This is a genomic window from Marivita hallyeonensis, from assembly GCF_900129875.1.
Taxonomy (GTDB): domain Bacteria; phylum Pseudomonadota; class Alphaproteobacteria; order Rhodobacterales; family Rhodobacteraceae; genus Marivita; species Marivita hallyeonensis.
The window spans coordinates 451,502-464,932 of the sequence record NZ_FQXC01000003.1 but is presented as its reverse complement, the minus strand read 5'-3'; the positions used below and the strand labels follow the sequence as shown (position 1 = coordinate 464,932).

Annotated in this window: 14 protein-coding genes; 11 read left to right on the top strand and 3 right to left on the bottom strand. The window is 59.9% G+C overall.

The genetic code is table 11. The features are described 5' to 3' along the window. The first annotated feature begins 8 nt into the window (after positions 1–8). The 9 genes from hslO (at position 9) to BUA42_RS11600 (ending at position 9,668) form a co-directional block, all read left to right on the top strand. Positions 9–998: an Hsp33 family molecular chaperone HslO gene (gene hslO / locus BUA42_RS11640; protein ID WP_072778007.1), complete on the top strand. Its 990-nt coding sequence runs from the start codon at positions 9–11 to the stop codon at positions 996–998. Beyond that, the gene (locus tag BUA42_RS11635) at positions 991–1,587 is read left to right on the top strand and encodes a CoA pyrophosphatase (RefSeq protein ID WP_072778006.1); all 597 of its coding nucleotides are present in this window, start codon (positions 991–993) and stop codon (positions 1,585–1,587) included. Before hslO ends, BUA42_RS11635 begins: the two co-directional genes overlap by 8 nt. Further along, complete coding sequence (locus BUA42_RS11630) at positions 1,584–2,729, top strand: CCA tRNA nucleotidyltransferase (protein ID WP_072778005.1); 1,146 nt, start codon at positions 1,584–1,586, stop codon at positions 2,727–2,729. Before BUA42_RS11635 ends, BUA42_RS11630 begins: the two co-directional genes overlap by 4 nt. Before the next feature lie 131 nt (positions 2,730–2,860). After that, on the top strand, positions 2,861–4,705 hold the full coding sequence (locus BUA42_RS11625; RefSeq protein WP_072778003.1) for an ABC transporter ATP-binding protein: 1,845 nt from the start codon (positions 2,861–2,863) through the stop codon (positions 4,703–4,705). Next, the gene (locus BUA42_RS11620; protein ID WP_072778002.1) at positions 4,702–6,528 is read left to right on the top strand and encodes an ABC transporter ATP-binding protein; all 1,827 of its coding nucleotides are present in this window, start codon (positions 4,702–4,704) and stop codon (positions 6,526–6,528) included. Before BUA42_RS11625 ends, BUA42_RS11620 begins: the two co-directional genes overlap by 4 nt. Continuing rightward, positions 6,525–7,067: a P-loop NTPase family protein gene (locus BUA42_RS11615; RefSeq protein WP_072778001.1), complete on the top strand. Its 543-nt coding sequence runs from the start codon at positions 6,525–6,527 to the stop codon at positions 7,065–7,067. Before BUA42_RS11620 ends, BUA42_RS11615 begins: the two co-directional genes overlap by 4 nt. Continuing rightward, on the top strand, positions 7,060–8,280 hold the full coding sequence (locus tag BUA42_RS11610) for a class I SAM-dependent RNA methyltransferase (RefSeq protein WP_072777999.1): 1,221 nt from the start codon (positions 7,060–7,062) through the stop codon (positions 8,278–8,280). Before BUA42_RS11615 ends, BUA42_RS11610 begins: the two co-directional genes overlap by 8 nt. Positions 8,281–8,291: 11 nt before the next feature. Then, complete coding sequence (locus BUA42_RS11605; protein WP_072777985.1) at positions 8,292–9,104, top strand: ion transporter; 813 nt, start codon at positions 8,292–8,294, stop codon at positions 9,102–9,104. 75 nt (positions 9,105–9,179) lie between these two features. After that, on the top strand, positions 9,180–9,668 hold the full coding sequence (locus tag BUA42_RS11600) for a L,D-transpeptidase family protein (protein WP_072777983.1): 489 nt from the start codon (positions 9,180–9,182) through the stop codon (positions 9,666–9,668). Positions 9,669–9,719: 51 nt separating this feature from the next. On the opposite strand, the gene dalA is transcribed toward BUA42_RS11600, so the two are convergent. Then, positions 9,720–10,274, bottom strand: coding sequence for a divisome-associated lipoprotein DalA (gene dalA / locus BUA42_RS11595; protein ID WP_072777981.1), 555 nt, complete (start codon positions 10,272–10,274; stop codon positions 9,720–9,722). Positions 10,275–10,451: 177 nt separating this feature from the next. Here dalA and BUA42_RS11590 point away from each other — a divergent pair, with 177 nt between their 5' ends. Then, a complete protein-coding gene (locus BUA42_RS11590) occupies positions 10,452–11,051 on the top strand; it encodes a L,D-transpeptidase (RefSeq protein ID WP_072777979.1) in 600 nt (199 codons plus the stop codon). 148 nt (positions 11,052–11,199) lie between these two features. Continuing rightward, positions 11,200–11,400 (top strand): ferrochelatase, encoded by a 201-nt coding sequence (locus tag BUA42_RS11585; protein WP_072777977.1) that lies wholly within the window; start codon positions 11,200–11,202, stop codon positions 11,398–11,400. 87 nt (positions 11,401–11,487) lie between these two features. Here BUA42_RS11585 and hemH read toward each other — a convergent pair whose 3' ends face one another. Both hemH and BUA42_RS11575 read right to left on the bottom strand, forming a co-directional pair. Beyond that, entirely contained in the window at positions 11,488–12,552 is a 1,065-nt protein-coding gene (gene hemH, locus BUA42_RS11580) for a ferrochelatase (protein WP_072777975.1), read from the bottom strand. A 57-nt stretch (positions 12,553–12,609) separates the two neighbouring features. Then, positions 12,610–13,431: a methyltransferase domain-containing protein gene (locus BUA42_RS11575; RefSeq protein WP_072777974.1), complete on the bottom strand. Its 822-nt coding sequence runs from the start codon at positions 13,429–13,431 to the stop codon at positions 12,610–12,612.

Sequence of the window (13,431 nt, the reverse complement as noted above, 5' to 3'; positions counted from 1 at the left end):
GAAACCCCATGACACTCGGATCAAAACTCGCCTGGGACGACACCGTCCTGCCATTTCAGCTTGATCGCTCGGATATTCGCGGCCGCGTTGCTCGTCTGGATGGCGTGCTGAGCGGTATCCTGAAGCAGCACAACTACCCGGCCCCGGTCGAAGCCTTGGTTGCCGAGATGGCGTTGCTGACCGCGTTGATCGGGCAAACGATCAAGCTGCGCTGGAAGCTGTCGCTTCAGGTTCAGTCCAAAGGTGCTGTGCGGATGATCGCGACGGATTTCTATGCGCCCGAGACCGAGGGAGAGCCCGCGCGCATCCGCGCCTATGCCAGTTTTGACCGCGAGAGGATCACCGACGGGCCAGCCATGGAGCAGATCGGTGAGGGCTATTTCGCGATCATGATGGATCAGGGGCAAGGCATGCAGCCTTACCAGGGGATCACACCGCTTGCCGGACCTACCCTCGCATCCTGCGCCGAGGCCTACTTTGCGCAGTCCGAACAGCTACCGACCCGTTTTGCGCTAAGCTTTGGCCAGTCGACCGAACCGGGTGTGGCGGAACACTGGCGGGCCGGCGGGATCATGGTGCAACACATGCCCAAAGCGTCGCCGCATGTATCGGGTGGTGGTTCCGGCGAAGGCGGGTTGCTTCTGGCGGATGATCTTCTGGACGAAGACGAAGGCGAGAACTGGAACCGTGTCAATTTCCACCTCGATACGGTCGAGGATATAGAGCTGATCGGACCAAGCCTTCCGACGACTGACCTGCTTGTGCGCCTGTTCCACGAAGAGCAGCCCCGCGTCTTCGATGCGCAACCGGTGCGATTCGGCTGTACTTGTTCAGAGGATCGCGTGCGGCAAAGCCTGTCGATCTACTCCGCCAGGGACATCGAAAAGATGACCACAGACGAAGGGCGTGTAACGGCGGATTGTCAGTTCTGCGGTGCGCATTACGACCTTGATCCGGCCACTGTCGGGTTCGAGGCCGAAGAGGTTTCAGGTGAATGACCGCGACCGATTGCAAGCCGCGCTTGACCTGAAAAGCGGCACATCGTCCGACTTCGATCTCAACCCGAATGTCGAACTGCCCGTCGGCCGCAAATTGCGGCCTGCGGGCGTATTAGTGCCTGTTCTGGCGCATCCGGACGGCGCGCGGGTGTTGCTTACCAAACGGTCCTCGCGGCTCAAGCATCACCCCGGTCAGATTGCCTTCCCCGGCGGCAAACAGGATGACGGCGATGCCGACGTCGTCGATGCGGCGCTGCGCGAAGCGACCGAAGAAGTGGGCTTGCCGCGGTCGCATGTGTCGGTTTTAGGCACGCTGCCCGCGCATGAGACAGTGACGGGTTTCATCGTGACGCCGGTCGTTGGCTGGATTGACCAGACGTTCGATGCCGTACCGGAGCCGGGCGAGGTGGCCGAAGTGTTCAAGGTGCCGCTGTCGCATGTCACGGCAACTGCGGAATTTTCAATCCAATCGCGTCGCTGGCGCGGGACTAGGCGGCATTACTATACTGTTCCGTTTGGCCCCTATTACATCTGGGGCGCAACCGCGCGTATCTTGCGTGGGCTTGCTGACCGGATGGAGACGGTATGAAAATCACCGACCCGTGGCTTGAGAACGCCGGAACACAGGCTGTTTTTGCCGCGCTAACAGCCAAGGGGCATGTGGCGCTTGCCGTGGGTGGGTGTGTGCGCAATGCGCTGATGGGTGTGCCGGTGACCGATATCGATATCGCCACCGATGCAACGCCGGAAACCGTGGTGCAGCTTGCGAAAGATGCGCAGTTGAAAAGCGTGCCCACCGGGATCGACCATGGCACGATCACGGTCGTGTCCGACGGCACCGGCTACGAAGTGACGACCTTTCGCGCTGATACAGAGACAGATGGCCGCCGCGCTATCGTCCGGTTTTCGACCGACATGGCCGAAGACGCCGCCCGCCGCGATTTCACGATGAACGCGCTCTATGCGAATGCGCGGGGGGAGGTGATCGATCCGCTCGGTGGTTTGCCGGACCTGCAGGCGCGGCGCGTCCGTTTCATCGGGGATGCGACCGCCCGGATCACTGAGGACTATCTTCGCATCCTCCGGTTTTTTCGGTTTTCGGCCTGGTACGGTGATCCAAACCTGGGATTTGACGTTGAAGCCCTGGCGGCGATTGCCGAGACGCTTGATGGCCTCGATGCGCTGTCCCGTGAGCGTGTGACCGCCGAAGTGACCAAGCTGCTTTCAGCTCCTGACCCGGCCCCCGCTATTGCGACAATGGCGCAGGTCGGTGTCTTGCAAATGGTTCTGCCCGGGGCGCATGCAGAGTCGCTCGCGCCGCTCATCCATTACGAAACGGAGGCAAAGCTGGCCCCGGACGCAATCCGGAGACTGGCATCTTTGGGGCCTTTCGATCCAAGTCATTTGAGGCTTGCGAAGCGCGATCAACGCCGACTTGAGCTGTATCAGAGACTGATATCTGAAATCACACCGGCCGCCGAACTTGGCTACCGGCACGGTGCAGAGGCTGCGATCGACGTCTTGCTCCTGCGCTCGGCCTTGTTGGAAAATCCTGTGGACCCGAACACCCTCGATCAGGCGCGAACCGGCGCGCAGGCCACCTTCCCGGTGAAACCGAACGACCTTATGCCGACCTTCACCGGGGCGAAGCTAGGCGAGAAGCTTAGAGAGCTTGAAACTCGATGGATCGCGTCCGGGTTCGTGCTTGGGAAATCAGACCTTCTGGATTGACCTATTTCCTTCCCGGCCACTTGCGGGTAGGGTCGCGCCGAAAACACCGAACATCGCATGAAACCCCACGGCAGCCACATTTAATTCGTGGCCACCAATGCATTTGTTTACCTGTTCAGGAGACCGTTTCGGTGTTCCGCTTCTTTGAAAACCTTGTCGATCCGTACGGTCCGTATCCGGAAAAGGACACGCCGCCGACAAAGCTGTTTCCGTTCCTCATGGACTATGCGCAGCCCTTCAAGCGCGTTTTTGTCTATGCGGGCCTGATGTCTGTTGTCGTCGCTGCGATCGAGATCGCGCTCATCTGGGCGATGGGCTGGGTTGTGGACATTCTTGCGGGCGACCCTGCGGAGGTGTGGGAGGCCTATGGCGGCTGGCTCATCGCGCTTGCGGTTTTCATCCTGTTCATCCGCCCCGCGCTTCAGGCGTTGGATGTGCTGATCCTGAACAACACCATTCTGCCGAACTTTGGCACGCTGATCCGCTGGCGCGCGCATCGGCACGTGTTGAACCAGTCGGTTGGGTGGTTCGAGAATGATTTCGCCGGGCGCATCGCGAACCGGATCATGCAGACCCCGCCTGCTGCCGGCGAAGCCGTTTTTCAGGTGTTCGACGCCATCAGCTTTTCTATCGCCTACGTCATCGGTGCGCTCATCCTGTTGGGCCAAGCGGACCCGCGTCTGGCGATTCCGCTTGTCGGGTGGCTCTTCCTCTACGGCATGCTTGTGGCCTGGACCGTCAAACGGGTTGGGCCGGCGTCGCAAGCGGCGTCCGATGCCCGGTCCGAGGTCACGGGCCGCGTGGTGGACAGCTACACAAACATCCATTCGGTGAAGATGTTCGCCCACAACACGCAAGAGCTGGATTACGCCAAAGAGGCGATTGAGAAGACGCGAACCACGTTCCAGTACGAGATGCGGCTTTTCACGATCATGGACGTGGTGCTTGTCACATTGAATGGTCTACTGATCGTCGCGGTCGTGGGCTGGGCGTTCTATCTTTGGATGCAGGGACAGGCGAGTGTCGGCGTCGTCGCTGCCGCCACCGCGTTGACCTTGCGCCTGAATGCCATGACCGGGTGGATCATGTGGGCGCTGACCTCGTTTTTCCGCCAGCTCGGTGTCGTCTCAGAGGGTATGGAGACGATTGCGCAGCCGATCACGCTGGTCGACAAGCCGGGCGCGAAGCCGCTTCAGTTGCAAGCAGGCAAGATCGAGATTCAGTCTCTAACACACCATTACGGGCGCGACGGCGGAGGACTGGACAAGATCAGCCTGACCATTGCGCCGGGCGAAAAGGTGGGACTTGTCGGACGGTCGGGTGCCGGGAAATCGACGCTCGTGAAGTTGCTTCTACGCTTCTACGACGCCGAGAGCGGGCGCATCCTGATCGACGGGCAGGACATCACTGATGTGACGCAAGACAGTCTGCGCCTTGCCATTGGGATGGTGCAACAGGACAGTTCACTTTTGCATCGATCGGTCCGCGAGAACATCCTTTACGGCCGTCCCGATGCCACCGAGGCCGAGGTCATCGCCGCGACGAAACAGGCACAGGCACATGAGTTCATCCTGGATCTGCAAGACCCGCAAGGTCGCAGAGGGTATGAGGCACAGGTTGGCGAACGGGGTGTGAAGCTCTCTGGTGGCCAGCGCCAGCGCGTCACGCTCGCACGCGTGATCCTGAAAAACGCACCGATCCTGCTATTGGATGAAGCGACAAGTGCGCTCGATTCCGAGGTCGAAGCCGCCATTCAGGACACGCTTTATGGCATGATGGAAGGCAAGACGGTGATCGCGATTGCTCACCGGCTTAGCACGATTGCTCATATGGATCGCATTCTGGTCATGGATCAGGGCAAGATCGTCGAAGATGGCACGCATGACGCGCTTTTGGCGCAGGGCGGGCTATATGCAGGCTTCTGGGCCCGGCAATCCGGCGGGTTCATCGCGACCGAGACAGAGGCTGCCGAGTGAAGCTGTTCAAGATCAACCCCTTTGCCCATGCGAATGGCCCGCCGCCAAAGACACTCGGCGCGTTTTTTCGTTGGGCGCTGGACGGCAGTTGGCCGGTCCTCTGGTTGACCGGCATCTTGTCGATTCTCGCGGGTGTGACCGAGGTCGTTGCGGCGATCCTGTTGGGCCGCGTGATTGATTCGGCCCTCGCCTCTGGCCCGGACAGCGTCTTCAGCGACGGTGCGGGCCTTCTCATGTTGTCGCTCGGCTTCTTCATAATCCTGCGTCCCGCGCTCATGTGGGCCAATGCCTACACGCAGAACATCATGATGCAGCCGAACCTGATGACCCTGACGCTGTCGCGGATCCACCGGTATACGCTGGGACAGGCGGTCACGTTCTTCGACGACGATTTCGCGGGGCGCATTGCTCAGAAAGAGATGCAGACCGCCCGCGCGCTGAACGACGTCGTGACCGAGATGGTGCATACGGTACTTTTCGCGCTGGCCTCGGTCATCGGAGCGGTGCTTCTTCTGGGAACGGTCGATTGGCGCATCGCGCTGGGCTTGCTCATCTGGATGATCGCCTACGGCTACCTCATCAAGTACTTCATGCCCCGCATCCGGGTACGATCCAAAGCGCGCGCCGCGTCGCGGGCGATGGTGACGGGGCAAGTCGTGGATACCGTGACCAATATCAAGACCGTGAAGCTGTTTGCGCATCAGGGCCACGAAGACCGCGCCGCACTGGGTGCGATGAGCGAATACCGCCAGCGGTTTCTCGACTTCAGCGTCGTGTCCGTGTCGTTCCGGTTCTGGTTGATGGCGTTGGCCGGCGTCTTGCCCGTTCTGCTGATCGGCGGCGCGCTCTGGTACTGGTCATTGGGCCTCATTTCTCCGGGTGATATCGCGGCCACCGGTGCGATCAGCCTGCGTCTGGCGCAAATGACCGGGTGGGTCAGTTTCACGCTGATGAGTCTCTATGCCAACGTGGGCGAGGTTGAGGACGGGATGCGGACGCTGACGCCGGATCATACGTTGGTGGATGGCGATGGGGCCGCCGAACTGGTCGTCGACAAGGGCGAGGTCCATCTGGACAATGTCAGCTTTGCGTACGGCCGGAAGACCGGGGGTGTCGAGCGTATCGACCTGACCATTCATCCCGGCGAGAAGTTGGCCATCGTTGGGGCATCCGGCGCGGGGAAATCGACACTCGTTTCGCTCTTGTTGCGTCTCTATGACACCGAAAAAGGGCAGATTCTGATCGACGGTCAGAACATCGCCGCCGTCACACAGGAAAGCCTGCGCCGCCAGATCGGGATGGTCACGCAAGAGACCGCGATGTTCAATCGCTCAGCCTTCGACAACATCCGCTATGGTAAGCCGGACGCGACCCGCGAGGATGTCATCGCCGCCGCGCGCAAGGCCGAGGCGCATGATTTCATCACCGAACTGGAAGACTTCAAAGGTCGTACGGGCTACGACGCGCATCTGGGCGAACGCGGTGTGAAACTTTCCGGCGGGCAGCGCCAGCGTATTGCACTGGCCCGTGCGATTTTGAAGGACGCACCGATACTCGTCCTCGATGAAGCGACCAGCGCTCTTGATTCCGAGGTCGAGGCTCAGATCCAGATGGCGCTGGAGCGGGTGATGGACGGAAAGACCGTCCTCGCCATTGCCCACCGTCTCAGTACCATTTCCAGCATGGACCGCATCGTCGTCATGGACCAGGGCCACATTGTCGAGACAGGAACGCATGACGCGCTTCTGGCCAAACGGGGCCTCTACGCGCGGTATTGGGATCGCCAATCGGGGGGGTTCATCAACGCGCAGGCGGCGGAATGAACCGCGTGATGATCCTGGGTCAGCCCGGGTCAGGCAAGTCGACGCTGGCGCGGATCATCGGGGAACGAACGGCTCTGCCCGTTGTACATGTCGATCGCATTCACCACTTGCCCGGCTGGCAGGAACGCCCGCGTGAGGAAAAGATTGCGATGGCGTTGGAAGAGCAGGCAAAGCCGAAATGGGTGTTCGAGGGTGGGCTGTCCACAACCTATGCCGACCGGTTCGAGAGGGCGGACGTCGTGATCTGGCTCGATCTGCCCTTGGGCTTGCGGCTCTGGCGCGTTTTTTGGCGTACAGTGCGCCATCATGGGAAAACACGTCCCGATATGCAGGACGACTGCCCTGAAGGCTTTCATTACGATTTCTACAAATGGATCTGGGACACGCGGCACACAGGGCGTCTCAAAGCATTGCAGATGAAAGAACGTGCGGCCGGACAAAAGCCTTTCTATCACCTGACATCACGGCAAGAGATACGGATCTTTCTGGCTGATCTGGACGCCGGTCGCGTTTCGCGGCATGTGGCGGGGCATGGATAGCTACCAGATCACGCGTCTCGGCCAGCACGGCGACGGCATTGCCGAAGGACCGATCTATGTCCCGGGCGCGTTGCCGGGGGAGACGGTCACGGGCGATCTGATCGGTGACCGTCTGCAGAATGTGCGCATCGCCACGCCGTCGGAAAACCGTGTGAAGCCGCCCTGCCCTCATTCGAAATCCTGTGGTGGCTGCCAGTTGCAGCACGCGTCCGATGCGTTTGTCGCAAGCTGGAAGCGCGATGTGGTGCGGCAGGCTCTTGCGGCGCAAGGCATTGCCATTGATGTGCCAGAGCCGATCACGTCACCGCCTCAATCCCGTCGTCGCGCATCCTTTTCGGCCCGCCGCACCAAGAAGGGTGCTTTGGCCGGGTTCCACATGAAAGCGTCCGACACGATCACTTCCGTGCCTAACTGCGAGTTGGTGCACCCTGATCTGGCCGCCGCTCTTCCCATGGTCGAAGCGCTGGCCGTTGTTGGGGCGTCCCGAAAGGGAGAGCTGTCTGTGCTTGTCACGCTGACGCAGTCGGGCCTCGACGTTTCAGTCACTGGTGGCAAGGAGATGGACGTCGCACTGCATCAGGCCCTCGCCGACATGGCGCGCGAGTATGATCTGGCCCGCATCGCGTGGGACGGAGAGATCGCGCTCCAACGCCGCGCGCCGGTTCTGGACCTTGGGCCAGCACAGGTCTGCCCTCCGCCTGGTGCATTCCTCCAGGCGACACTGGAAGGCGAGGCGGCGCTTATTGGGGCCGTGAGACAGGCTCTAATAAAGCCGAAAACGGTCCTCGATCTCTTTGCTGGCTGCGGGACGTTCGCCTTGCCGATGGCGCAGATTGCGCCGGTCCACGCCGTGGAAGGCGACCTTGGGATGATGCAGGCGCTCGATCACGCGTGGCGCAATGCCCAAGGGTTGAAGCGGGTGACGCACGAGGTACGCGACCTCTTCCGCAATCCCCTGATTCCAGAAGAGCTGAACCGGTTCGAAGCCGTGGTGATCGACCCGCCCCGGGCCGGTGCCGCAGCGCAGATTGCCGAACTGCCGAAAAGCACTGTGTCGCAAATCGCGCATGTTTCGTGCAACCCTGCCACCTTCGCGCGGGATACTGCCACTCTGATCCATGCGGGCTATGATCTTGAATGGGTTCAGGTGGTTGACCAGTTCAGGTGGTCCACCCATGTGGAGTTGGTGGCGTTGCTGCGCCGCAGAACGTAAAGGGTCAGGGCATGCGAAACACAGTCGCCGCGTTTTTGGAACAGGCATGGGTCACCAATTTTATCATCGGTGTGATCCTGTTCAACGCGGTCCTTCTGGGGATGGAGACGTCGGATACCCTGATGGCCAGTTTCGGTCCGGTGATCCTGACCCTCGATCGCATTTGCCTTACCATTTTCGTCATTGAAATCGCACTGAAGCTTTTTGCCCACGGGCTGCGCTTTTTCAGAAGCGGCTGGAACATCTTCGACTTCGCCATTGTCGGCATCGCCCTGGTGCCCGCCGCGCAAGGGTTCTCGGTCCTGCGTGCACTACGCATCCTGCGGGTGTTGCGGGTCATCTCGGCGACACCCCGGTTGCGGCGCGTGGTCGAAGGCTTTGTGACCGCCCTGCCCGGCATGGGCAGCGTGTTTCTGCTCATGGCGCTGATTTTCTACATCGGCGCGGTGATGGCGACGAAGCTCTTTGGCAACGGCTGTATGGAGTTCGCGCTTGAAGGCTGCACGCCGGAACGGCACGCGCAACTACTCGAATGGTTCGGCAATCTGGGACTGTCGGCCTATTCGTTGTTTCAGATCATGACGCTGGAATCCTGGTCGATGGGCATCGTGCGCCCAGTGATGGAGGTCTTCCCGTGGGCATGGGCGTTCTTTGTTCCGTTCATCATGGTCACGACCTTTGCGGTGGTGAACCTTCTCGTCGGTCTCATTGTGAATTCCATGCAGGACGCGCATGCCGAGGAATCCAATGAAAAAACCGATGCCTATCGCGATCAGGTCCTGTCCCGGCTTGAAGCCATCGAAAAACGGCTGAACGAGCGCTGAGATCACGTTTTCGTTTTTCCGGAATCCGGAAAACTCGTGTATGGTGCCTGAAAAAATAACGGGCAGTGTCATTCCATGTTTCGCGTTCTGATGATCCTCGCTCTGGCGTTCGCTCTGGGCGGATGTGCGAGCAAATTCCAGACTTATGACGGGCCGGAAGTGACCCGCGTCATGGTCAACAAATCCGCGCGCAAGATGTATCTCTTGCATCACAACGCGGTGCTCAAATCCTACGACGTCGGTCTCGGCTTTGCGCCAGAGGGCGATAAGCAGTTCGAAGGCGACGGAAAAACGCCCGAGGGCGAATACACAATCGACCGCCGCAACCCGAACAGCCGCTTCTATCTATCACTGGGGATCGACTATCCGCGGCTGGACGATGTGCAGGAGGCCATGTCGTTTGCCCAATCCCCGGGAGGCGACATTTTTATTCACGGTCGCCCGTGGAAATACCGCAAGGGCGGGCGCGACTGGACGTGGGGCTGCATCGCTGTCACCAACCGAGAGATGCGCGAGATCTACGCGATGGTGAAAAACGGGACGCCGATCACGATCAATCCGTGACGGTACTGGTCAGATTCCGTGCAAATCGACCCTGAACCGGCGGTTTTCCGCTTAGAACGGCGCGTTGACGGGGATGAAACCACTCTCGCCCGGCGCACCAAGGATGAGGTTCCACCAGATCTTTCCGTTGTCTTCCTGGAACCACGAAAAGCCCATATCCCGCGCCGTGGGGTCAAGGATCACCGTCCGCGTGTTGGGAGCTTCCATCCAGGCGCCGAGGGTTTCCAGCTCGGTTTCGTAGGTTTCTGAAATGGCCTCACCGACAAGACGACCGGTGTAGCCGGAGCGTTGGATGCGGGTGATCGGCGACGATCCGTCCGAACCGAAGTGCCACGGACGGTTCTGGATGCTCATATCGCGTGCATGTGTGGCTGCAGCGGCGTTCAGTCGGGCGTTCAACTCGACCGCGGGCGCACCGGCGGCTTGCCGCAGCGCGTTGACGGCATCCAGCATGCGGAACTGAATGCGTGCCGTGTCAGCCGCACGGATGCGGTACAGCCGCGGCAAAGGTTTGCCGTCCGGGCCAAGCGTCGGCGTTGTCGGAGCCGCTGCACATGCAGTCAAAGCCAGCGCCGCTGCACCAAGGAGGAATGTCGAACGCTTCATGTCGTGCCACCTGTGTCGTCGTCGGACTTGCCTTATCCCTAGACATGAGTGGGTTCAAACACACAAAGCCGAGATTTGCCGACCTAACATTCCTTTGAATTGCGACTGAGGCATTCAAGTCATATACACAGCCCCAAGTTTCAACTGTTCCCTGGCAATGAAAAGAGGCCAACAAAAATGGCAAATGCACCGCGTTTTTCGGTCAACCGCCGCGCCTTCCTCGCAGGCTCTGCTGCAATGGTCGCCACACCGGCCGTGGCGCAAGATGTGAACGATCCGTCGACGATCGAGATGGAGAGCGAAATTTCGCGCATCACACGGCGCAATATCTCAAGTTTTCGTACGCTCGAATGGCAGCCGTATTTCGCGAACCTGACCAACGGCGCGATTCTGGTGGATATCGATTCCCGGGCTCTGCACTACTGGCAGGAGAACGGAAACTACCGTCTTTACCCGTCCTCGGTTCCGCTGACTGACGATCTGACCCGTCGCGGACGCACCCAGGTGGTGCTCAAAGACCCGGAGCCCGATTGGCGTCCGACACCGTCGATGAAAGAGCGGAATCCAGAGTGGCCGGACTACGTTCCGCCGGGTCCGGACAACCCGCTTGGCACGCGCGCGCTGCACCTCAGCTGGACGTATTACCGCATCCACGGGACCCATGACACACGCAAAATCGGGCGGCGCTCGTCGAACGGGTGCATCGGTCTTTACAACGAGCATATCGAGGAACTTTACGAGCTCGCCAAAGTGGGCACGCAGGTGTTGCTTATTTGACGACATGGCGGCGGACCCGGAAAGTCGTGCGATAAGATAGGTTTGCATTTACCCGGATAAGCTGCTTAGAGAGTCATACGAGGTAAGTCTTGGGTGCTTGTCGCGCGTCGCATTGCGTCCGCCGACTTGCAAATATCTGGAGGTTAATATGAAGAAACTCGTTCTCGCCGCTGCTTTTGCTGGTGCCGCTACGACAGCTTTCGCTGAAGGTCACGGCAAGATGGCAAAAGGCGACGTCATAATGGAGCCGGTCGTTGTGGTTGAAGAAGCCGCACAAAGCTCCTCGTCCGCAGGCCTCATCATCCCGCTGGTCGTTATCGCCCTGCTGGCTGCTGCTGCTGCTGACTAATCCACATCGGATTACGGAATTGAAAAAGGCGGTGCCTCAGGCACCGCCTTTTTTTTAAATAGGGATCGTGTCGATCCGTCCCGGACCCTACTCCAACCACCCGTTCAGGTTTTCTTCGACGACGGCTGCCAGCGCCGTGATGTGCGCGTCGTCGTCGTTGAGGCAGGGAATGTAAGTGAAGTGTTCACCACCGGCTTCTTCGAAGCTTTCCTTGATCTCTTCGTTGATCTCTTCGAGCGTTTCGATGCAGTCGGCTGAAAACGCCGGTGCGCAAACTGCGATGTTCTTCTTGCCGTCTTCCTCAGCCAGACGCGCGACCTCTTCGACCGTGTAAGGTTTCAGCCACTCTTCCGGACCGAACCGGGACTGGAACGTGGTCACGATCTCCGAATCGTCCCACCCCAGACGCTCCTTCAACAGCCGCGTCGTCTTTTGGCACTGACAGTGATACGGGTCGCCCTCCATCAGGTAGCGCTTCGGCACGCCGTGATAGGAACAAACAAGGATGTCGGGCCGCGTCTCGAGCTTGGCGTAGGCGGTCTCGATCGACTGGGCGAGTGCTTCGATATAGAGCGGATGCTGGTAGTACGGATCGACCGTACGAACCGTCGGTTGCCACTTTTCGTCCATCAGCGCGCGGAAGAACTGGTCGTTGGCTGTCGCCGAAGTTGCCCCGGCATAGTGGGGGTAAAGCGGGAAGAACAGGATCTTGCGGCACCCGGCCTCGACCATCTCGCGGACCTTGGATTTGGTCGACGGGTTGCCGTACCGCATACAGAAATCGACCATCACCTGATCGCCATAGCGATCCTGCATGACCTTCGTCATCTTGGCGGTCTGGTCTTTGGTGATCGTCATCAGCGGGCTTTCGCCCTGCTCTTCATTCCAGATCGACTTGTACGCTTCGCCTGAACTGAACGGACGTTTCGTCAGGATGATGAGCTGCAAAAGCGGCTGCCAGAGCCAGGGGCTGTAGTCGATCACCCGGCGGTCCGACAGAAACTCGTTCAGATAGCGGCGCATCGGCCAGTAGCTGTAGTGGTCCGGCGTCCCAAGGTTTGCCAAGAGAATACCGACACGTTCGGCGGGAACCTTGGGATGGTCTGTGGGTGCGTGGGTCGGGCGTTGTGCTGTCTTGGTGGCGTCCAACATATCGGCCTGCGTCCTGTTTCAAGTCTGTCGGGCTACCTAACCTCTATGGGGCTAAGGTCAATCTTTCAGTGGTGTCTCAACGGTATTCAGGGCATCGGCAAGCCGCTGTGATGCGGAACCAGGGCGCAAGGGCTGCGGCTGGGACGCGTCCGGCGCCCATCCGGTGAGCGTGATCAGTTCGAACGTCGCGGGCACGCGGCCATCTGCATCCGCGAACGTGTCGACATAAATCTGCGCGGCCCGCAGCAGCACATCTCGCCGCGTCATCGACCGGATCCGTGCATGGAGCGCATTGGTCTCTCCCATCGCACGCAGGTCGCGCATCAGGTGAAGCGGTGACGCGTAGCTTGTCTTCAGAACAGCGCTGTCGGCCACGGGCAAAGCCAGCCCGGCTCGCTGTAGCAAGGCGCCAAGATCACGAATCTCTCCCATCGGCGCGACGCGGGGCGACAGCCCTCCGGTCACATCGCTTTCCGCCTGCCCCAGGCTCGCCCGCAATTCATGCAACGTTTGGCCGCCAAGCATCACGACAAGCAAGAGGCCGTCGGGCTTAAGCGCGCGTCGGCACTGAATAAGCTGACCCACTGGATCATTCGCCCAGTGCAGTGCCATCGCGTGCACGATCAGGTCGCAGCTGCTTTCTGTCAGGTCCAGAACGTCGGTGTCGTCGATGAGGCGTGCATTTGGGAAAGCATCGCGCCAGACCTCGGGAAAGGGGCTGATGATCGTGATCGAGTGAAACTCTTTCTTAACCAATGAGACGCGATCCTGCACATCGGCCAAGGCTTCTTCGTGCAGGAAAAGCGCATCGGAGCCGGGTATCCGCGCACGATGCATGTCGAGCGCTTTTCGGTCGGTCAGTTTGGGGGCATCGGACAT

Excerpts from the sequence above, each read along its gene's own strand:
- BUA42_RS11615 (WP_072778001.1), top strand. The coding sequence starts at position 6,525 with ATGAACCGCGTGATGATCCTGGGTCAGCCCGGGTCAGGCAAGTCGACG.
- hslO (WP_072778007.1), top strand. The coding sequence starts at position 9 with ATGACACTCGGATCAAAACTCGCCTGGGACGACACCGTCCTGCCATTT.
- BUA42_RS11590 (WP_072777979.1), top strand. The coding sequence starts at position 10,452 with ATGGCAAATGCACCGCGTTTTTCGGTCAACCGCCGCGCCTTCCTCGCA.
- BUA42_RS11630 (WP_072778005.1), top strand. The coding sequence starts at position 1,584 with ATGAAAATCACCGACCCGTGGCTTGAGAACGCCGGAACACAGGCTGTT.
- BUA42_RS11605 (WP_072777985.1), top strand. The coding sequence starts at position 8,292 with ATGCGAAACACAGTCGCCGCGTTTTTGGAACAGGCATGGGTCACCAAT.
- hemH (WP_072777975.1), bottom strand. The coding sequence starts at position 12,552 with ATGTTGGACGCCACCAAGACAGCACAACGCCCGACCCACGCACCCACA.
- dalA (WP_072777981.1), bottom strand. The coding sequence starts at position 10,274 with ATGAAGCGTTCGACATTCCTCCTTGGTGCAGCGGCGCTGGCTTTGACT.
- BUA42_RS11585 (WP_072777977.1), top strand. The coding sequence starts at position 11,200 with ATGAAGAAACTCGTTCTCGCCGCTGCTTTTGCTGGTGCCGCTACGACA.
- BUA42_RS11575 (WP_072777974.1), bottom strand. The coding sequence starts at position 13,431 with ATGTCCGATGCCCCCAAACTGACCGACCGAAAAGCGCTCGACATGCAT.
- BUA42_RS11610 (WP_072777999.1), top strand. The coding sequence starts at position 7,060 with ATGGATAGCTACCAGATCACGCGTCTCGGCCAGCACGGCGACGGCATT.
- BUA42_RS11600 (WP_072777983.1), top strand. The coding sequence starts at position 9,180 with ATGTTTCGCGTTCTGATGATCCTCGCTCTGGCGTTCGCTCTGGGCGGA.